This is a genomic window from Actinomadura formosensis (assembly GCF_050948385.1).
Classification (GTDB): domain Bacteria; phylum Actinomycetota; class Actinomycetes; order Streptosporangiales; family Streptosporangiaceae; genus Spirillospora; species Spirillospora formosensis.
Map to the genome: position 1 here is coordinate 4,880,450 of NZ_CP192011.1, position 17,502 is coordinate 4,897,951.

At 72.2% G+C, this 17,502-nt stretch carries 22 protein-coding genes; 13 read left to right on the top strand and 9 right to left on the bottom strand.

From position 1 onward, the window contains the following. Positions 1–43: 43 nt before the first annotated feature. Together ACQP1N_RS23055 and ACQP1N_RS23060 are read right to left on the bottom strand one after the other, a co-directional pair. Positions 44–1,384 carry a class I SAM-dependent RNA methyltransferase gene (locus tag ACQP1N_RS23055; protein WP_067803610.1) on the bottom strand — a complete coding sequence of 447 codons (1,341 nt, stop codon included), beginning with the start codon at positions 1,382–1,384 and terminating at the stop codon, positions 44–46. Beyond that, on the bottom strand, positions 1,377–3,410 hold the full coding sequence (locus ACQP1N_RS23060; RefSeq protein ID WP_433226582.1) for an APC family permease: 2,034 nt from the start codon (positions 3,408–3,410) through the stop codon (positions 1,377–1,379). The genes ACQP1N_RS23055 and ACQP1N_RS23060 overlap by 8 nt, the downstream gene beginning before the upstream one ends. A gap of 266 nt (positions 3,411–3,676) precedes the next feature. Here ACQP1N_RS23060 and ACQP1N_RS23065 point away from each other — a divergent pair, with 266 nt between their 5' ends. Continuing rightward, on the top strand, positions 3,677–4,342 hold the full coding sequence (locus ACQP1N_RS23065; RefSeq protein ID WP_067803603.1) for a potassium channel family protein: 666 nt from the start codon (positions 3,677–3,679) through the stop codon (positions 4,340–4,342). After that, positions 4,342–5,001 carry a potassium channel family protein gene (locus tag ACQP1N_RS23070; protein WP_067803600.1) on the top strand — a complete coding sequence of 220 codons (660 nt, stop codon included), beginning with the start codon at positions 4,342–4,344 and terminating at the stop codon, positions 4,999–5,001. The genes ACQP1N_RS23065 and ACQP1N_RS23070 overlap by 1 nt, the downstream gene beginning before the upstream one ends. Before the next feature lie 70 nt (positions 5,002–5,071). On the opposite strand, the gene ACQP1N_RS23075 is transcribed toward ACQP1N_RS23070, so the two are convergent. The 3 genes from ACQP1N_RS23075 to ACQP1N_RS23085 are packed head-to-tail and all read right to left on the bottom strand — an operon-like array spanning position 5,072 to position 6,580. After that, positions 5,072–5,749 (bottom strand): DUF3159 domain-containing protein, encoded by a 678-nt coding sequence (locus ACQP1N_RS23075; protein WP_242608955.1) that lies wholly within the window; start codon positions 5,747–5,749, stop codon positions 5,072–5,074. A gap of 28 nt (positions 5,750–5,777) precedes the next feature. Next, a complete protein-coding gene (locus ACQP1N_RS23080) occupies positions 5,778–6,200 on the bottom strand; it encodes an OB-fold nucleic acid binding domain-containing protein (RefSeq protein ID WP_067803597.1) in 423 nt (140 codons plus the stop codon). Further along, complete coding sequence (locus ACQP1N_RS23085) at positions 6,107–6,580, bottom strand: ABC transporter permease (protein WP_131732861.1); 474 nt, start codon at positions 6,578–6,580, stop codon at positions 6,107–6,109. The genes ACQP1N_RS23080 and ACQP1N_RS23085 overlap by 94 nt, the downstream gene beginning before the upstream one ends. Positions 6,581–6,597: 17 nt before the next feature. Here ACQP1N_RS23085 and ACQP1N_RS23090 point away from each other — a divergent pair, with 17 nt between their 5' ends. Together ACQP1N_RS23090 and ACQP1N_RS23095 are read left to right on the top strand one after the other, a co-directional pair. Next, positions 6,598–7,878, top strand: a complete 1,281-nt coding sequence (locus tag ACQP1N_RS23090) for an ArsB/NhaD family transporter (protein WP_067803594.1) — start codon at positions 6,598–6,600, stop codon at positions 7,876–7,878. A gap of 32 nt (positions 7,879–7,910) precedes the next feature. Beyond that, positions 7,911–8,612, top strand: a complete 702-nt coding sequence (locus ACQP1N_RS23095) for a PIG-L deacetylase family protein (RefSeq protein WP_067803591.1) — start codon at positions 7,911–7,913, stop codon at positions 8,610–8,612. On the opposite strand, the gene ACQP1N_RS23100 is transcribed toward ACQP1N_RS23095, so the two are convergent. From ACQP1N_RS23100 to dut, 3 genes are all read right to left on the bottom strand, one after another. Further along, a complete protein-coding gene (locus ACQP1N_RS23100) occupies positions 8,609–8,704 on the bottom strand; it encodes a 50S ribosomal protein L37 (protein ID WP_407642231.1) in 96 nt (31 codons plus the stop codon). The two genes, ACQP1N_RS23095 and ACQP1N_RS23100, sit on opposite strands and share 4 nt — an antisense overlap. 103 nt (positions 8,705–8,807) lie before the next feature. Continuing rightward, complete coding sequence (locus tag ACQP1N_RS23105) at positions 8,808–9,623, bottom strand: DUF3710 domain-containing protein (protein WP_067803589.1); 816 nt, start codon at positions 9,621–9,623, stop codon at positions 8,808–8,810. A 3-nt stretch (positions 9,624–9,626) separates the two neighbouring features. Beyond that, entirely contained in the window at positions 9,627–10,118 is a 492-nt protein-coding gene (dut, locus tag ACQP1N_RS23110; RefSeq protein WP_407642230.1) for a dUTP diphosphatase, read from the bottom strand. Between the two features lie 228 nt (positions 10,119–10,346). On the opposite strand from dut, the gene ACQP1N_RS23115 reads away from it, so the two are divergent. The 8 genes from ACQP1N_RS23115 (at position 10,347) to ACQP1N_RS23150 (ending at position 14,467) form a co-directional block, all read left to right on the top strand. Next, on the top strand, positions 10,347–11,045 hold the full coding sequence (locus ACQP1N_RS23115) for a hypothetical protein (protein WP_067803583.1): 699 nt from the start codon (positions 10,347–10,349) through the stop codon (positions 11,043–11,045). Further along, the gene (locus tag ACQP1N_RS23120) at positions 11,042–11,572 is read left to right on the top strand and encodes a MauE/DoxX family redox-associated membrane protein (protein WP_067803580.1); all 531 of its coding nucleotides are present in this window, start codon (positions 11,042–11,044) and stop codon (positions 11,570–11,572) included. Before ACQP1N_RS23115 ends, ACQP1N_RS23120 begins: the two co-directional genes overlap by 4 nt. Beyond that, positions 11,569–12,033, top strand: coding sequence for a hypothetical protein (locus ACQP1N_RS23125; RefSeq protein ID WP_067803577.1), 465 nt, complete (start codon positions 11,569–11,571; stop codon positions 12,031–12,033). The genes ACQP1N_RS23120 and ACQP1N_RS23125 overlap by 4 nt, the downstream gene beginning before the upstream one ends. Further along, positions 12,030–12,584, top strand: a complete 555-nt coding sequence (locus ACQP1N_RS23130; protein WP_067803574.1) for a hypothetical protein — start codon at positions 12,030–12,032, stop codon at positions 12,582–12,584. Before ACQP1N_RS23125 ends, ACQP1N_RS23130 begins: the two co-directional genes overlap by 4 nt. Further along, entirely contained in the window at positions 12,572–12,739 is a 168-nt protein-coding gene (locus ACQP1N_RS23135; protein WP_165488435.1) for a hypothetical protein, read from the top strand. Before ACQP1N_RS23130 ends, ACQP1N_RS23135 begins: the two co-directional genes overlap by 13 nt. Positions 12,740–12,757: 18 nt before the next feature. Further along, on the top strand, positions 12,758–13,312 hold the full coding sequence (locus ACQP1N_RS23140) for a hypothetical protein (protein ID WP_131732860.1): 555 nt from the start codon (positions 12,758–12,760) through the stop codon (positions 13,310–13,312). Between the two features lie 117 nt (positions 13,313–13,429). Next, a complete protein-coding gene (locus ACQP1N_RS23145) occupies positions 13,430–13,729 on the top strand; it encodes a DUF6412 domain-containing protein (RefSeq protein WP_067803571.1) in 300 nt (99 codons plus the stop codon). A gap of 48 nt (positions 13,730–13,777) precedes the next feature. After that, positions 13,778–14,467, top strand: a complete 690-nt coding sequence (locus tag ACQP1N_RS23150) for a YidC/Oxa1 family membrane protein insertase (protein WP_067803568.1) — start codon at positions 13,778–13,780, stop codon at positions 14,465–14,467. 63 nt (positions 14,468–14,530) lie between these two features. Here ACQP1N_RS23150 and valS read toward each other — a convergent pair whose 3' ends face one another. After that, positions 14,531–17,056, bottom strand: a complete 2,526-nt coding sequence (valS, locus tag ACQP1N_RS23155) for a valine--tRNA ligase (protein WP_433226590.1) — start codon at positions 17,054–17,056, stop codon at positions 14,531–14,533. A 128-nt stretch (positions 17,057–17,184) separates the two neighbouring features. Between valS and ACQP1N_RS23160 the strand changes: the two genes are divergently transcribed. After that, the gene (locus ACQP1N_RS23160; protein ID WP_067803562.1) at positions 17,185–17,472 is read left to right on the top strand and encodes a DUF4235 domain-containing protein; all 288 of its coding nucleotides are present in this window, start codon (positions 17,185–17,187) and stop codon (positions 17,470–17,472) included. Positions 17,473–17,502: the final 30 nt, after the last annotated feature.

The following is a 17,502-nucleotide window of genomic DNA, read 5'->3' on the forward strand; positions in this document are numbered from 1 at the left end:
TTATACGGTAGGCGGGACCCGCAACCTGTTTTCGCGGGTCCCGTCAGCCGCGCACCAGCACCGCCAGGCACTCCACGTGCTGGGTCATCGGGAAGGCGTCGAAGGCCCGCAGGGACTCCAGCGTCCAGCCGCGCTCGCTGAAGTAGGACAGGTCGCGGGCCAGGGTGGCCGGGTCGCACGACACGTAGGCGATCTTGCGGCCGGCGAGCCGCGTGATGTGCTCGACGACCTCGCGGCCCGCGCCGGTGCGGGGCGGGTCGAGGACGACCAGGTCGGCGCGGCGGACCCGGGAGCCGCCCTGGTGCCCGCCGCCACCACGCTTGTTCTGACCGCGGGACGAGCCGCCCGCGCGCCCGAACTCCAGGTCGGCGACGACCTCCTCCACGGGCCCGCGCTCGATCGACACGTACGGCAGGTCGCGCAGGTTGTAGCGGGCGTCGCGGACGGCCTGCCCGTCCGACTCGACGCCGACGACGAGGCCGTCCGGGCCGATCCGGTCGGCGAGGACGCCGGCGAACAGGCCGACGCCGCAGTACAGGTCGAGGGCGATGTCGCCCGGCTTCGGTTCGAGCGCGTCCAGCACGGCGTCGGCGAGCAACTGGGCGGCACCGGGGTGGACCTGCCAGAAGCCGCTGCCGCTGACCTGGAACAGCCGCCCGGACACCTCCTCGCGGACGTAGGGGAGCCCGGAGCCCGGCTCCGGCTTGCCGCGCACGAGCCGGACCGGCACGTCCAGCCGCGGAACCCGGATCTTGCGGCGGTCCCGGCCGCGCAGCACGACGAGACGGTCGCCGGTGGTGGCCGAGACGATCCCCTCGACGCCCGATGCGCCCGGCCAGCGCTTGCGTTCGATGCCCATCAGCTCCACACCCGGGTGGGCGATCAGGCACTCGTCGATGGGCTCGATGTCGTGGGAGCGGTGGCGGCGCAGGCCGACGACGCCGGACGCGACGGAGAACTGCACGCGCGTGCGCCAGCCGAGGCCGGGCGGCGGCGCCATCTCGCTGTCGACCGGGTACGGCACCTCCTCGACCACCACCGTGCGGGTGATCCCGGCGAGGCGCTGGAGCTGCTCCTCCACCACGGCCGCCTTGAGCGCCCGCTGGGCGGGCAGGGACGCGTGCTGCCAGTCGCAGCCGCCGCAGCGGCCGGGACCGGCGAACGGGCAGGGCGGCGGCACCCGGTCCGGGGACGCCTCGATGATCTCCACGGCGTCGGCGCGCAGGAAGTTCCTGGTGCGGTCGGTGACGCGGGCCCGCACCCGCTCGCCGGGCAGGGCGTGCCGGACGAAGACGACGCGGCCCTCGTGCCGGGCGACGCAGAAACCGCCGTTGGCGACGTTTCCGACCTCCAGTTCGAGGACGTCGGGTTCGAGTTCAGTCACGGTCCGAAACACTACCGGCACCGGGACGCGCCCCGGTCTGCGGCGGGCGCCGGGACGAGCCCGGTCCGGGCCGCTCCTGCCGTCCCTTGAGCCGGGCCGAGGACTCCAGCTGCCACGCGACGCTCGTCACCATGACGCCCGGCTGGAACAGCAGCCGCCCCTTCAGCCGCAGCGCGCTCTGGTTGTGCAGCAGGTGCTCCCACCAGTGGCCGACGACGTACTCGGGGATGAACACGGTGACGACGTCGCGGGGGCTCTTGCGGCGCAGGCCCTTGACGTAGGAGAGCACCGGGCGGGTGATCTCCCGGTACGGCGAGTCGAGGATCTTCAGCGGGACGGGGATGTCGAGCGCGTCCCACTCCTCCTGGAGCCGCTGGGCCGCCTCGGCGTCCACCGCCACGCTCACCGCCTCCAGCGTCGACGGGCGGGTCGCGCGGGCGTAGGCGAGGGCGCGCAGCGTCGGCTTGTGCAGCTGGGAGACCAGCACGACGCCGTGGTTGCGGGCGGGCAGCGCGACGTCCTCGCCCGAGGGGGTCAGCTCCTCGGCGACCCGGTCGTAGTGCCGCCGGACGGCCTTCATCAGCATGAACAGCACCGGCATCGCGATGCAGACGATGTAGGCGCCGAGCGCGAACTTGGTGATCAGCACGACGACCAGGACGATGCCGGTGAGCGTGGCGCCGAACGCGTTGATGGCGCGGGAGGTCTTCATCCGGCGGCGCTGCGCCCCGCCCTGCTCGGCCCCCAGCAGCCGGTTCCAGTGCCGGACCATGCCGATCTGGCTGACGGTGAACGACACGAACACGCCGACGGTGTACAGCGGGATCAGCCGGCTGACGGACGCGTCGTAGGCGTAGATGAGCACCCCGGCCATCGTGGCGAGGATGATGATGCCGTTGCTGAAGGCGAGCCGGTCGCCGCGGGTGTGCAGCTGGCGCGGCAGGAACCGGTTCTGCGCGAGCACCGACCCGAGCACGGGGAAGCCGTTGAACGCGGTGTTGGCGGCGAGGAACAGGATCAGCGCGGTCATCGTGGTGACGAACGCGAACCCGATCTCGAAGTCGCTGAACACGGTGTGCGCGATCTGCGCGATCACCGGGTCGACGTTGAAGACCTCCTTGCCGGTGGACGGGTCGATCAGATGGCTGCCCTGGTCCGGTTCGGCGAACTTGACGTCGGTGATGTGCGCGAACGCGATCACCCCGGCGAACATCGTCATCGCGACGAGCCCGAGCATCAGCAGGGTCCTGGCGGCGTTCTCGCCCTTCGGCTTGCGGAACGCGGGCACGCCGTTGCTGATCGCCTCGACGCCGGTCAGCGCGGCGCAGCCGGACGAGAACGCGCGCAGCAGCAGGAAGACGAGCGCGAACCCCGCGACGTTCGTCTCGTCACCGTGGATGACGTAGTCCGCGGTCTCCGACTTCAGTTCGGCGCCCGCGAGCAGCCGGGCCGCGCCCCACACCAGGGTGCTGATGACCGCGAACATGAACAGATAGGTGGGGATCGCGAACGCGACCCCGGCCTCCTTGATGCCGCGCAGGTTGCCGAGGGTGAGCAGCACGACGACGACGATCGCGACGAAGACCTCGTGCGGCTGGAGGAACGTGAGCAGGGCGCCGAGGTTCTGCACGCCGGACGACACCGACACCGCGACGGTCATCACGTAGTCGACCATCAGCGCGCTCGCGACGACGAGGCCCCAGTTGCCGCCGAGGTTGGTGGTGGCGACCTCGAAGTCGCCGCCGCCGCTCTGGTAGGCCCGGACGTTCTGGCGGTAGGAGGCGACGACGGTGAGCAGGATCACCACCACGGCCGCGCCGACCCAGGGGGTGTAGCTGTACATCACCAGGCCGCCCGCGCCGAGCGCGAGGAGGATCTCCTGGGGGGCGTAGGCCACCGACGACAGGGCGTCGCTGGCGAAGATGGGGAGCGCGATCCGTTTCTTCAGCAGCTGTTCGTGCTGCTGGGCGCTGCTCAGCGCGCGGCCCAGCAGCAGCCGCTTCGCGAGGTCCGGAACCTTTGACACGAAAGGAGAGCCTATCCCGCGATGACACCACCCTTATCTTCCCTGGCCACGCACGTGCGGGGCCGTCCGCGGGGGCGTCGCGGCCCTGCCCGGAAACTGGTTGGGTAGTACTCGCCTGGGGGGATGTGTAGGTTTGCAGCCCGGCAGGGAGCATTGACGGAAAACGGTCCTCGGGTGCGGCACGGCGTCGGCGGCGCAGCGACGAACGCCGTGCGCGGCGCGGGGGGACAGGGGGAGCGTCCCCCTGGACGGAAGAGGGAACGGCCGTGCATATCGTGATCATGGGATGCGGGCGGGTCGGCTCGACGCTCGCCCACATCCTGGAGGACAAGGGCCATTCGGTGGCCATCATCGACCAGAACCCGGAGGCGTTCCGCCGGCTGCGCAGCGGGTTCCGGGGCCGCCGCATCACCGGGTTCGGGTTCGACCGCGATGTGATCGCCGAGGCGGGCATCGAGCGCGCGTCGGCGTTCGTGGCGGTCAGCAGCGGCGACAACTCCAATATCATCTCCGCCCGGGTGGCGCGCGAGACGTTCGGCGTCGACAACGTCGTCGCCCGGATCTACGACCCGCGCCGCGCGGAGGTCTACCAGCGGCTCGGCATCCCCACGGTCGCGACCGTCCGGTGGACGGCCGACCAGATCCTGCGGCGGCTGCTTCCGGAGGGCGCCGAGCCGCTGTGGCGCGACCCGACCGGGGAGGTCGTCCTCGCCGAACTGGACTCCGGGCATCTGTGGGTCGGCGCGAAGGTCGGCGCGCTGGAGGAGCACGCGGGCACCCGGGTCGCGTTCCTGTCGCGGATGGGCGATGCCCTCGTCCCCGACCGGGACACGGTGATCCAGGACGGCGACATCGTGCACATCATGGCGGGCGCCGACGATCTGGAGCGCGTCAACGCCGCCGTCGCGGCACGGAACGGAGAGGACGCCTGATGCGGGTCGCGATCGCCGGGGCCGGCGCGGTGGGCCGGTCCATCGCCCAGGAACTGCTGGAGAACGGGCACGAGGTGCTCCTGATCGACAAGAGCCCCAAGGCCATCAAGGTCGAGATGGTGCCGCGCGCGGAATGGCTGCTGGCCGACGCGTGCGAGATCTCCGCGCTGGACGACGCGGCGCTGGAGCGCTGCCAGGTGGTGGTCGCCTCGTCCGGCGACGACAAGGTCAACCTGGTGGTGTCGCTGCTCGCCAAGACCGAGTACGGGGTGCCGCGCGTGGTGGCGCGGATCAACCATCCGAACAACGAGTGGCTGTTCAACGAGTCGTGGGGGGTGGACGTCGCCGTGTCCACGCCGCGGCTGCTGTCGGCACTGGTGGAGGAGGCGGTCAGCGTCGGCGATCTGGTCCGGCTGATGACGTTCCGGCAGGGCGAGGCGAACCTGGTGGAGCTGACGCTGCCGGAGGACGCGCCGCTCGGCGGGCAGCGTGTCGGATCGGTGGACTGGCCGCGCGACACCGCGCTGGTGGCGATCCTGCGGGAGGGCCGGGTGCTGGTGCCCTCGTCCGATGACACCCTCGAACCCGGCGACGAGCTGATGTTCGTGGCCAGCCAGGACGTGGAGGACGATCTCGCCGAGCTCCTCGGCGGGCGCTGAGCCCACCGCGGTGCTCTCGGCCCCGGGCCCGGCGGCCCACGCCGAGGGCATCGCACCGGCGGCGCGCCGGTCAGGCGGGCTCTTTGCGTTCGAGGGGGGTGCGGCCGCGGGCGAGCAGCCACACCATCGCCGCGAGCGCGGCGACCTGCAGCGGCCAGCCCATCGCGATCTTGGCGGTGCCGAGCAGGCCGCTCTGGTCACCGTCGGCGAGGTAGATCGGGTACTGGACGGCGACGCGCACGATACAGGGCAGCACCAGCAGCCAGGTGAGCCGCGAGCACAGCTTCACGATGCCGCGGTCGGCCCGCCACGCGGTCGGGTCGCCGGTGACCGACCCGATGATGAAGCCGACGACCGGCCAGCGCACCACGATCGAGAAGATCATCGCGGCGGCGTAGCCGGCGTTGAGCATGATGCCGGGCAGGAAGGCGTTCTCGGCCTTGCCCGAGCGCAGCGCGAAGAACGCGGCGATCGCGATGCCGACGAGGCTGTTCAGCACGAACTGCGGACTGGAGCGCTGCGCGATCCGCACGGCCAGCAGCACGACGGCCGCACCGATGCCGGCCGCGACGGCGAGCTTGATGTTCTCCGCCGCGACGTAGATGCCGGTGAAGGCGATCGTCGGGACGGCGGCCTCCAACATGCCGCGCACGCCGCCGAGCGCCTTGCCCAGCTGGGCGCGGACGGCCGCCTCGACGGTGTCGTGCGCGGCGGTCTCCCGCCCGGTGCTCGCTGTCACTTCGCTCACGTCGGTCTCCCGGCGGCTCGGGGCGGCTTCACGAGCCGCCGCGCAGCTCGTATCGCGGATTGAACATGACCTTGCGTCCGTCCTGCACGCTGACCAGCCCCTCGGCGCGCAGCCGGCGCCCCGGGTCGATGCCCGCGATCTTGCGGCGGCCCAGCCACACCAGGTTGACCACGTCGGTGCCGTCGTAGAGCTCGGCCTCCAGAGCGGGAGCACCGCCCCGTGGACGGAGCGTCACGGTACGTAGCGTACCCGCCACGCAGTGGCGCTTGCGTGCGGCGCAGTCGCTGATCGGCGTCGCGCCCTCGTCACCGGTGGTCTTCTGCAGTTCCTCGGCCTCAAGCTCCGCCTTACCGGCCGTCATGCGCCGCAGGAAGCGCCGCAGGCCACCCCTGCCGCGCTCGCCCGGCCCCGGACCCGCCGGGGACGGCGTGCCGGCCGAAACCTCGTCCATACCTCGAAGCGTATGACATCCCCGCCCGAATCGGCCCCTCGGCCGGGTGCCCGGCCCTGAGCGGAGCCGGTCAGGACGGCGGCGATCGTGAAGAGGGAGGCGGCCGTCCCGCACATCATGGCGGTGAGAGTGAGCACCCCCGACTCCAGTGCCACGACGCCGAGCACCTGCCGCGGGGTCGCGCCCGCGAGCCGGGTCTGGCCGAACTCGCGACGCCGGTGCGCGGCCGAGGATGGGTCCAGCACGCCGATCGGGATAGGCAAAACCCCACCATCGCCGGGCGTTCGCGGGGACTTCACCCTCGCCAGGGACGCCCGAGTCGGACTAGAGTCACCTCCGGTGCGCCGGGAAGTCTGGTCGGCAGGTCCGTACATCCGCATGCCGACCGGGAGGCTCTGTGCAGGCCACCGCCGCGATCATCATCTTCGTCTGCGCCTACGTGGTGATCGCGTCGGAGAGGGTGCCCCGGACCGCGGTGGCGCTCGGCGGTGCGGGCCTGATGCTGCTGCTGCACATCACCGACGCCGGCGGCGCCTTCTTCTCCCCCCACTCCGGGATCGACTGGAACGTCATCTTCCTGCTGCTCGGGATGATGGTGATCGTCTCGGTGCTGCGGCGCACCGGCGTGTTCGAGTACGTGGCGATCTGGGCCGCCAAACGTGCGCGGGGACGGCCCTACCGGCTGATGGTGATGCTGGTCGTGCTGACGGCGACGGCGTCCGCGCTGCTGGACAACGTCACCACCGTCCTGCTGGTCGCGCCCGTCACGTTCCTGGTCTGCGAGCGGCTCGCGCTGCGGCCCGAGCCGTACCTGATCGCCGAGGTCATGGCGTCCAACATCGGCGGCACCGCGACCCTCGTCGGCGACCCGCCCAACATCATCATCGCGAGCCGGGGCGGGCTGTCGTTCAACGACTTCCTCGTCCATCTGGCCCCGCTGGTCGTGCTGCTGCTGCTCGTGTTCTGTGTGCTCTGCCGGTGGCTGTTCCGCTCGGCGTTCCACTACGACCCGGACCTGGCGGCCGAGGTCATGGCCCTGGAGGAGCGGGAGGCCATCACCGACCGGCGGCTGCTCGCCCAGGGGCTCGCCGTCCTCGGCATCGTGATCGCGGCGTTCGTGCTGCATCCCGTCCTGCACTACGAGCCGTCCGTGGTGGCGCTGCTCGGCGCCGGGCTGCTGGTCGCCGCGACGAAGGTGACCACCGAGGAGGCGCTCAGCGAGGTCGAGTGGCCCACGCTCGTGTTCTTCGCCGGGCTGTTCGTCATGGTCGGCGGGCTCGTCGAGACCGGCGTCATCGGCGACATCTCCCGCGCCGCCGCCGACGCCACCGACGGCCGCCTCGGCGTCGCCGCGATGCTGCTGCTGTGGGCGTCCACCGTGCTGTCGGCGATCGTGGACAACATCCCCTACGTCGCGACGATGAGCCCGATCGTCGCCGACCTCGTCCAGCAGCAGCCCGGCGGCCAGGGGCACGTCCTGTGGTGGGCGCTCGCCCTCGGCGCCGACCTCGGCGGCAACGCCACCGCCATCGGCGCCAGCGCCAACGTGGTCGTGCTCGGCATCGCCGCCCGCAACGGCACCCCGATCAGCTTCTGGCGCTTCACCCGCTACGGGATCGTCGTCACCCTCGCCACGGTCGTCCTCGCCACCCCGTACCTCTGGCTCCGCTACCTGTAGCCCTGCCGATCCGGATCGGCCAGGATGAAGGGATGGAAGCGGTACCGGAGGACTGGGAGCGGGCCCTGGCGATCGTGGCGCACCCGGACGACCTGGAGTACGGGGGCTCGACCGCGATCGCCAAGTGGACCGCGCAGGGCAAGACGGTGACGGAGGTGCTCGCCACCCGCGGCGAGGCCGGGATCGACGCGATGGACCCCGACGAGGTCCGGCGCATCCGCAGCGCGGAGCAGATCGAGGCCGCGCGGCGGGTCGGCGTCGACACCGTGGAGTTCCTGGACATGCCGGACGGCATGCTGGAATACGGGCTGCCGCTGCGGCGCGCGCTCGCGGGCGCGATCCGGTGGCACCGGCCCGAGGTCGTGGTGTCGATCAACTTCCGCGAGACGTTCCCCGGCGGCGGCTTCAACATGGCCGACCACCGGGTGCTCGGGCTGGCCGTCGCGGACGCGATCAGGGACGCCGCCAACCGGTGGGTGTTCCGCGACCTGAACCTCGAACCGTGGCAGGGCGTCCGTTTCGCGCTGTTCGGCGGATCGCCGCAGGCGACGCACTACGTGGACGTCACCGGCCACCTGCGGGCCGGGATCGACTCCCTGCTCGCCCACCACGTGTACTTCGCGAACCTGGGCGCGGAGTTCGACGCGGCGGAGTTCCTCACCGGCATGGCCGAGCAGGCCGGGCGGGCCGCCGGCGTCGAGCACGCGATGACGTTCGAGATGATCGGGGGCTAGCGGCGGGCGTTGGGCCGCTTGCCCTTGTTGTGCTTGCTGCGCTTGCGGGCCCGGCGTTTACGCGTCTTCTTCGACATGTTCCGATTGACCACCCGCGCGGCGGTCATGGCAAGGGGCCGGCCGGGTTCCGGACGGCAGAACCCACCCGGCCGCACGTCCGGAACGGCGTGCGGCACGGGCGGGCGGCGGTCGGGGTCAGCGGACCTCGGTGATCTCGGGGCCGCGCTCGAACGGGTCGAAGGTCTCCACGGCCTCCTCGTCCTCGTCCTGCCCGGCCTCGCTGAACTCCTTGGGGATCCGCAGCTCCAGCAGGTCGCGGGGCGGCATCGGGGCGTCGCCGCGGACCACGACCACGCCGCGCAGGACGTCCTCCAGGACCTGCCACTGCTCCTCGTCCTCGATCGCGGCGCCCTGCACCACGGCCTGCAGGAACCAGCGGGGGCCGTCCACACCGAGGAAGCGGATGATCTGCGGCGCCCAGCCCTGCTCGACGAACTCGGCCGGGATCTGCTCGCGGACCTCCTGCGGCATCTCCGCGAGGACCTCCTCGGTCAGCGCGGCCGGGACCATCGCCAGCAGCTCGGAACCGAACGGCCCCTCGCCCTCCTGGGTCTGGCCCTGCGCCTCCTCCTGGATGTCCTTGGCGGTCTCACGGCGCACGTCGTCCCAGATCCCGCTGCGCTTCGGCGCCGCGAACACCTGGAGCTGCATGGCGCTCTCCTCGTACTGCACCAGCACCGCGACGGGCCGCCCGTCGAGCGGGTTGCCCTGCTCGTCGACCTGGGTGGCCTCGAAGTTCACCTGGAAACCCAGCCCCGGCGCCACCGGCACCTGAAGGGATCCGAAGTCAAGCCGCTGCAGTTCGGGGAAGGAGTCCTCGGAGTCCCACGGGCCGCCCTTGGCCGACTCCGCCTTGGCGGGAGCCTCCTCGGCGGTCTCCTCCGCCGGCTCCTCGGTCACCTCGGGACCCTCCGCGGGCTCCTCGGCCTGCCGGCGACGTCCAAAAGCCACGACTCACACTCCTTCTTCACTGTGCTCATTGTCCCCGATGACACGCGCGGGACCGAATCCGCCCGTCGAACCGAAGCCGTTGGTTCCGCGCGCCGATCCGGGAAGGTCGGTGACCTCGTGGAACACCGCCCGTTCCACCCGCTGCACCACCATCTGCGCAATGCGGTCTCCGCGCCGCAGCCGCACGGTGGCGCGGGGGTCGGTGTTCAGCAGGGTCACCTTGATCTCACCCCGATAGCCGGCGTCGACCGTCCCGGGTGCGTTAACTATGGTCACCCCCAACCTAGCGCCCAATCCAGAGCGGGGGTGAATGAAAGCGGCGTAGCCGTCCGGCAGCGCGATCGCCATCCCGGTCGGGACGACGGCGCGCTCCCCCGGCGGCAGTTCGACGTCCGCGGCCGCGACGAGATCCGCGCCCGCGTCACCCGCGTGAGCGTAGCTCGGCAGCGGCAGCTCGGGATCCAGCCGCCGGATCAGCACATCGACCTTGCTCACGGACTCCACCTCACGCGTACCTGCCGGAGAACCACACGACCCTATCGACGGCGCCGTGCCCGGCCGCCGCTGGAACGCTGCCGCGCGAGTCCGGCAGTTGACCCTACCCGGTCCCGGACGTGACCACTTCCGGAAGGTTTGCCCCCGAAGTGATGAATTACGCGTAGCGTCTCGTCTGTTACCCGCGGTGCTTCTGTGGGGAATTGCGCCCCGCAGGAAGGGGTCGGCATGGGCACTTCGGAGCACACGGTCACCCACCGGTCGCTGGACGGCGTGCGGGTCCGGCTGACCGGCGCCCACGATCTCGGACGCCCGTGCACGTCGGTGGCGCGGATCGCGGAGAACGGACGGCTCCACGAGATCTCCGGCGGCACCCGGGCGGACGCCCTCGCCTGGGCCGAGGACATCGGCGTCGACCGGTTCGAGCAGGAGTTCCGCCTCCAGGGCGGGCGGCTGCGGGTGGGCCGGACCGCGGCCCGCGACCGCGACACCGGCCTGAGCGACCCCGTCCTCGCCGCCGTGTGGGAGGGACGCCGCCACGCGGTGTTCACCCACCTCTACCACGGGCGCCCCGCGGACGCCGTCGCGTTCTTCGGCACGATGCGGCTGACCGAGCACGAGGACGGGATCACCGCCGTCCCGCGCGGGCGGGCCCGGCGGCCCGAACCGGCGGAGATGGTCAAGGAGATCCCCGGGCTCGGGCTCCTGGAGATCACGCCGCTGACCGGGCGGACGCGCAAACGGCTGCCGTCGTGGCGCGGCGCACCGGTCGCGGGCGGCGAACTGTTCCAGGACACCGTGGAGGGCCAGGGCCCCTACTTCCTGCTGGCGCTGAAGTCGCTGCTGGTGACCGTCCTGCCGGAGGAGGACCGGGTGCGCGAGGTCCCGCGGCGGCTCGCCGCGCTGGCGGTCGAGGCGGTCCGGTGACCGGGCTGCTCGCCGGGATCGCCGCGGTCTGCGTCCCGCTCGTGCTGCTGGCGTCGGTGTACGGCCAGGTCAGGCGGCCTGGCGCGCTCGCCGCCGCACTGCGGGCGCAGCGGGTGTTCCCGCGTGGCTTCGCCGGTGCGCTGGCGGTGTGCGTGATCGCCGCGGAGGCGCTGGCGGGAGCGGGCGGCGCCGTGGCCCTGCTGTGCTGGCTGGACGGCCCGATGCGGGCGGCCTCCGGGGCCTCGGCCGTCCTGCTGGCCTCGTACGCGCTCTACGGGACGTATGTGTCCCGTGCCCGGCGGGGCGTCCCGTGCGGCTGCGCGGGTGACGGCACGCCGATGACCGGCTGGGTCGCGGGACGGGCCGCCGCGCTCGCCGCGGCGGCCCTCATCGGTGCCCTGAACGGCCTCCCCACCGGTTCGACCGCATACGAGATGTTCATCGCCGCCGCGGCGGGGCTGGGGTTCGCAGTGATCCTCTGGGCACTCCCCCGCGCACTGCTCACCGAGAGGAGGACGGCCGGATGAGCTTCCAGAACAGCGCGCTGCTGCTGTCGTGGGTCGCGATCCTGCTGCTCGCCCTGGTCGTCGCCGGTCTGGTCCGGCAGGTCCACGCGCTGGGCCGGGGGGCGCCCCGGCCGGCCGGTCTCGGCCTCGCGCCGGGCACGCCCGCGCCCGCCTTCGACCGGCTCGGTCCGGGCCTGCTGCTCTTCCTGGACCGCGACTGCGGCGTCTGCGCCGACGTCCTGGCCGCCGCCGGTTCACCGGACCGGCCGCTGCACGCGATCTTCGCCGGGCCGCCGCCGGACGAGGCGTCCCGCCCCGGCGTGCGGGTGCTGACCGGCGAGCAGGACGGTCTGTTCGCCGACTACCGCGTCCCCGCCACCCCGTTCGCCGTGCTCGTCGGCGCGGACGGGCGGGTGCGGGCCGCCGAGCCCGTGGGCTCTCCCGAAGCCCTCCACGAGCTGACCCTGGAGGCGGCACGATGATCGAGCTGGAAGACGTCCCCGCGCTGCGCGGCCCGCGGCCCGCCGGGGCCGAGCGCGTCCGGCGGCGTCCCGTCCCCGCCGAGGGGCCGAGGCTCCGCCCGGCGCGGCGCAGCATCCTCACCGGCCTCGCCGCCGCCGGCGCCACCGCCGGGCTGAAGGCGCTCGGTGTCTTCCCGCCCGCCCGGGAGGCGATCTCCTCCGGCTTCCAGCTGGCCGGGTACTACGACATCTATCCGCGATGCCCCTCGTACGCGTCCGACCACAACTGCTCCCCCGGCTGCGGGCCGAGCTACGTGTGCAGCTGGTGCTGCCGGACGAGCGGCAAGTACAAGGGCTTCCACAAGTCGGGCGTCTCGGACCCGGGCCGCTACAAACTGCGTCCCGACCAGTGCTACGGCGGTGGCTACGACGGATGGCTCTGGGCCTATTCCAAGAGCTGCGGCAGTTGCAAGAAAGGCGTCACCTGGCGCTGCCACGACGGCTGGAAGAAATCCAAGAGGGGCAACTGGTACAAGACCATCTGCCGTAAAGCGGTGGCATGCAAGAACTGACCGCCGGGCGGCTGCGGCGGGGCCTGACCGACCCGTTCCTCCCCGTCGCCGCCCTCGCCCTCCTCGCGGTCTCGGCCGCCGCGCTGGACGCCACCGTCCTGTGCTGGTCGTCGATCGGCGCCCTCGCGGGCTTCTCGCTGTCGGGCAGCGTCTGAACGCGTAACAGCGAATCCGTGCTGTTCTCGCCAGGTTGGCGGGCCCCCGTACGGCAGGGCGAGATCCTGGCCGTCTTCACCCTCGGGCTCCTGCTCGGGGGCCTCCCCAGCGCGACGGTGATCTGGCTGCTGTCCGGCCTCGCCGCCCCGTTCCCGCCCGCTTTCCGGACGTCCGCGATCCTGGCCGCCGCCGCCCTGGGCACCGCCCGCGAACTCGGCCTGATCCGCCTTCCCCTCCCCCAGAACGCCCGCCAGATCCCGCCGGACGTCCTGCAGACCCGCCTCCGCCGGGGCACCCTCCAATTCGGATTCGAACTGGGCACCGGCGTCCGGACCTACGTCCCCGCGACAACCCCCTACGTCCTGGCATCGGCCCTTTTCCTGGCCGGCCTGCCCCTCCCCGTCACCCTCCTGGCAGGAGCCGCCTTCGCCCTGGGCCGCGCGCTGAGCGCCGCCCTCACCTACCTGGCCAGAGACGACCACCGAGACACCGCGATAGCCACCCGGATGCCCCGCATGAAGACCACCGCGGCCATTGCCGTCCTGTCCGCCCTGGCACTCCTCCTCTTGTGACACCCCGCGAAACTCAGAACGGCCCGGCCGGCCGGGCCGTGTTCGCCGATGCTCGCGTCGGGCGGGGCGGTCGGGTGAGAGACTGAGGGCCGTTCGTATCGTCGGAAAGGTTCGCCCGTGGTCTGGTCTCTGGTGATCGCCGCGTTGCTGCGGGTGTTCGCCGCGGCCGAGTGGACCGCGACGGCGCCGGGGCAGTCGGTGCTGGTGGCGCTGGGGACGCTGACCGTGGCGGGCCTGCTGGTGCTGGCGGTCGTACGGGTCGGCGCGATACGGCGGGAGCGGCGGTCCGCACTGGCGCGGGTGCGCACGACCCTCCGGGAACGGACGTTGCGCACGGCCTTCCTGCCGCAGCGCGATCCGGACGCGGCCGGGCGTCCCCGGCCGAGAGCGCCGGGAGCGGGGATCGCGGCCGCCTGAGCGCGGCCGAGACGTTCCCGATCTCCTCTACCTCCGGAAGGCCCTCCCATGTTCGATGTTCCCGTTTCGATCGCCGCTGCCCTGGTCACCGGGCTGGCGGACGCCCTGCATCCGGTCGCCGGCGGGCTGTCCACCGCGCTGGCGATCGTGCTCTTCACCATGGCCGCGCGGCTGGTGCTCGTCCCGCTGGCCGTCGCGGCGGCCCGGGGTGAGCGGACGCGGGTGCGGCTGACGCCCAAGGTCCAGGCGCTGCAGAAGCGGCACGCGAGGAATCCGCAGCGGCTCCGGCGGGAGATGGCCGCGCTGTACGAGGCGGAGGGGACGACGCCGGTGGCGGGGTGCCTGCCGATGTTCGCGCAGGTCCCGTTCTTCATGGTCATGTACCGGCTGTTCGCCTCGGCGACCGTGGCCGGGCACCAGAACCTGCTGCTCGCGCACACGCTGCTCGCGGCGCCGCTCGGGCAGAACTGGATCGGGGTGCTGGGCGGCGGCCTGTTCTCGCCGCCGTCGCTGGTGTTCCTCGGGCTGTTCGTCCTGCTGGGGGCGGTGGCGCTGTGGTCGTCGCGGCGCGTCACCGCCGAGGGCCCGATGGGGGCCGTGGCCCGGGTGACGCCGTTCGGGACGGTCGTCTTCGCCGCGTTCGTGCCGCTGGCGGCAGGGCTGTACCTGCTGACGTCCGGGACGTGGACGGCCGTGGAACGGGCCGTGCTGCAGCGCGGGATCGTCGCCGCCGGCTGATCGCCCTCGCCGGCGTCAGGCGCCTGCCCTGCACGTCTGGGGCAGGGCAGGCGCCGCGACGCGTCAGGTGGACGGCGCCAGGACGACGTCGACGGTCAGGGCGGCGGGCGCGTCCTCCAGGGTGAGGTCGGCGATCCGCCCGGCCGCCGCCAGATCCGGCCGCGCGATCCGCATGACCTCCACGCCCCGGACGACCGCGCGGGCCACGTCGGCGCGCATCGACGCCTTCGCCTGCGACTTGGCCTTGCGGACCTGCCGGAGCGCCTCACCGGTCGCCGCGAGGACGGCCGGGTCGCCGCCGGGCGGCAGTTCGGCGGCCGACGGCCAGGACGCCGCGTGCACCGACCCGTGCCGCCACCACGACCAGACCTCCTCGGTCACGAACGGCAGGACGGGCGCGAACAGGCGCAGCAGCACCGACAGCGCCGTGCGCAGCGCGGCCCGCGCCGACTGCGCCTCGGGGCCGTCCCCGTAGGCGCGGGCCTTGACCAGTTCCAGGTAGTCGTCGCAGAACTCCCAGAAGAACCGCTCTGTGCGCTCCAAGGCGCGCGTGTAGTCGTAGCCCTCGAACGCCTCTGTCGCGTCCTGGACGACACCCGCCAGCGCCGCCAGCATCGCCCTGTCGAGGGGTTCGGTCACCGGCGCGTCCGCGGGGGCGTCTCCGAGGCCGAGGACGAACTTGGACGCGTTGAGGATCTTGATCGCGAGCCGCCGGCCGACCTTGATCTGGCCGGTGTCGAACGCGGTGTCGGTGCCGGGACGTCCGCTGGCCGCCCAGTAGCGGACGGCGTCCGAGCCGTACTCGCGCAGCAGGTCGATCGGCGTGACGACGTTCCCCTTGGACTTCGACATCTTCTTGCGGTCCGGGTCGAGGATCCAGCCGGACAGCGCGGTGCCCCTCCACGGCAGCGAGCCGTGCTCCAGATGCGACCGGACGACCGTGGAGAACAGCCACGTCCGGATGATGTCGTGCGCCTGCGGGCGGAGGTCGTAGGGGAAGACGCGGCCGAACAGGTCGGCGTCGCGCTCCCAGCCGCCCGCGATCTGCGGGGTCAGCGACGACGTCGCCCAGGTGTCCATCACGTCGGGGTCGCCGACGAAGCCGCCCGGCCTGCCGCGCCGGTCCTCGGTGAAACCCGGCGGGACGTCGGACGACGGGTCGACCGGCAGCGCGTCCTCGGGCGGGACGATCGGGTCGTCGTAGCGCGGCTCCCCGGAGTCGTCCAGCCGGTACCAGACGGGGATCGGCACGCCGAAGAACCGCTGCCGGGAGATCAGCCAGTCGCCGTTCAGTCCCTCGACCCAGTTCTCGTAGCGGGCCCGCATGTAGGCGGGGTGCCACTCCAGCTCCCGCCCGCGCGCGAGAAGCTCCGCGCGGACGCCCTCGTCACGGCCGCCGTTGCGGATGTACCACTGCCGGGTCGTGACGATCTCCAGGGGCTTGCTGCCCTTCTCGTAGAACTTCACCGGCCGGCTGATCTTCCGCGGCTCGCCGTCCAGGTCACCGGACTCGCGGAGCATCTCGACGACGCGTTCCTTCGCCGAGAAGACCGTCTTGCCGGCCAGTTCCGCGTACGGCCGCGCGGCGACACCCTCCGGCGGGTCGGCGGCCAGGCGCCCGTCCCAGTCGATGATCGCGCGGGTCGGCAGGTCCAGCTCGCGCCACCAGATGACGTCGGTGACGTCGCCGAACGTGCAGATCATCGCGATGCCGGAGCCCTTGTCGGGCTCGGCCAGCCGGTGCGCGACGACCGGGACCCGGGCGTCGAACAGCGGCGTGCGGACGGTCGTCCCGAACAGTTCCCGGTAACGCTCGTCGTCGGGGTGGGCGACCAGCGCGACGCACGCGGGCAGCAGCTCCGGGCGCGTCGTCTCGATGTAGACCGGGCGCTCGTCGCCGTGGAACCGGATCCGGTGGAACGCGCCGGGATGCTCGCGGTCCTCCAGCTCGGCCTGGGCGACGGCCGTGCGGAACGTGACGTCCCACAGCGTCGGCGCCTCGGAGACGTACGCCTCGCCGCGCGCCAGGTTGCGCAGGAACGCGCGCTGCGACGCCGTCCGGGCGACGTCCCCGATGGTCGTGTAGAGGTGGCTCCAGTCGACCGACAGGCCGACCTGGCGCCACATCTCCTCGAACGCCTTCTCGTCGACCTCGGTGAGGCGTTCGCACAGCTCGATGAAGTTGCGCCGCGAGATCGGCCGCTGCCGTTTCGGGTCCGGGTCGGCCGGCGGCTCGAAGTCCGGATCGTAGGGAAGCGACGGGTCGCACCGGACACCGAAATGGTTCTGCACGCGGCGCTCGGTCGGCAGGCCGTTATCGTCCCACCCCATCGGGTAGAAGACCGCCCGACCGCGCATGCGGTGGAAGCGCGCGACGGTGTCGGTGTGGGTGTAGGAGAAGACGTGGCCGACGTGGAGGGATCCGCTCACGGTGGGCGGCGGGGTGTCGATCGAGTAGACCTCGCCGCGCGGCCGGGTCCGGTCGAAGCGGTGGACGCCCTCGTCCTCCCAGACGCGTACCCACTTGTCCTCCAGGCCGTCCAGGGAGGGCTTCGGAGGGACGTGCGGAGTGCGCGGCTGCTCTGTCATGGGGCCAATGGTATTGACATCGGCATGGGCCGCACGCCGATTACCGGCGCCGACGCGGCGATCACCTCCACCGCCGGCGGCGGGCCTTTCCGGTAGCGTCGGAGACGACAGACGAGTGGAGGACGAATATGGCGGATAAAGGCGACCTCGGCTGGCGGGTGATGGCCGGCGCCGCGGCGTTCGCGGGCGGCTTCGTCGCGAAGAAGGCGATCACGCTGGCCTGGAAGAAGAGCACGGGCAAGGAGCCTCCGACGAACCCCGAGTCTCCCGACGTCGACCTGATGGAGGCGGTCGGCTGGGCCGTGGTGATGGGCGTCGGCATGGAACTGGCCCGTCTCCTCGCCACCCGCGCCGTGGCCCACCAGTACGCCAAGGGCACCGGCCGGCTCCCGTCCCACCTCAAGATCGAAGGATGATCCGGATCGTTCCAGGGGGCCGGCCCCTGG

Excerpts from the sequence above, each read along its gene's own strand:
- ACQP1N_RS23130 (WP_067803574.1), top strand. The coding sequence starts at position 12,030 with ATGATCGAGCTGGAAGACGTCCCCGCGCTGCGCGGCCCGCGGCCCGCC.
- ACQP1N_RS23115 (WP_067803583.1), top strand. The coding sequence starts at position 10,347 with ATGGGCACTTCGGAGCACACGGTCACCCACCGGTCGCTGGACGGCGTG.
- ACQP1N_RS23080 (WP_067803597.1), bottom strand. The coding sequence starts at position 6,200 with ATGGACGAGGTTTCGGCCGGCACGCCGTCCCCGGCGGGTCCGGGGCCG.
- ACQP1N_RS23085 (WP_131732861.1), bottom strand. The coding sequence starts at position 6,580 with ATGCGGATGTACGGACCTGCCGACCAGACTTCCCGGCGCACCGGAGGT.
- ACQP1N_RS23095 (WP_067803591.1), top strand. The coding sequence starts at position 7,911 with ATGGAAGCGGTACCGGAGGACTGGGAGCGGGCCCTGGCGATCGTGGCG.
- valS (WP_433226590.1), bottom strand. The coding sequence starts at position 17,056 with ATGACAGAGCAGCCGCGCACTCCGCACGTCCCTCCGAAGCCCTCCCTG.
- ACQP1N_RS23150 (WP_067803568.1), top strand. The coding sequence starts at position 13,778 with ATGTTCGATGTTCCCGTTTCGATCGCCGCTGCCCTGGTCACCGGGCTG.
- ACQP1N_RS23135 (WP_165488435.1), top strand. The coding sequence starts at position 12,572 with ATGCAAGAACTGACCGCCGGGCGGCTGCGGCGGGGCCTGACCGACCCG.
- ACQP1N_RS23125 (WP_067803577.1), top strand. The coding sequence starts at position 11,569 with ATGAGCTTCCAGAACAGCGCGCTGCTGCTGTCGTGGGTCGCGATCCTG.
- ACQP1N_RS23160 (WP_067803562.1), top strand. The coding sequence starts at position 17,185 with ATGGCGGATAAAGGCGACCTCGGCTGGCGGGTGATGGCCGGCGCCGCG.
- ACQP1N_RS23070 (WP_067803600.1), top strand. The coding sequence starts at position 4,342 with ATGCGGGTCGCGATCGCCGGGGCCGGCGCGGTGGGCCGGTCCATCGCC.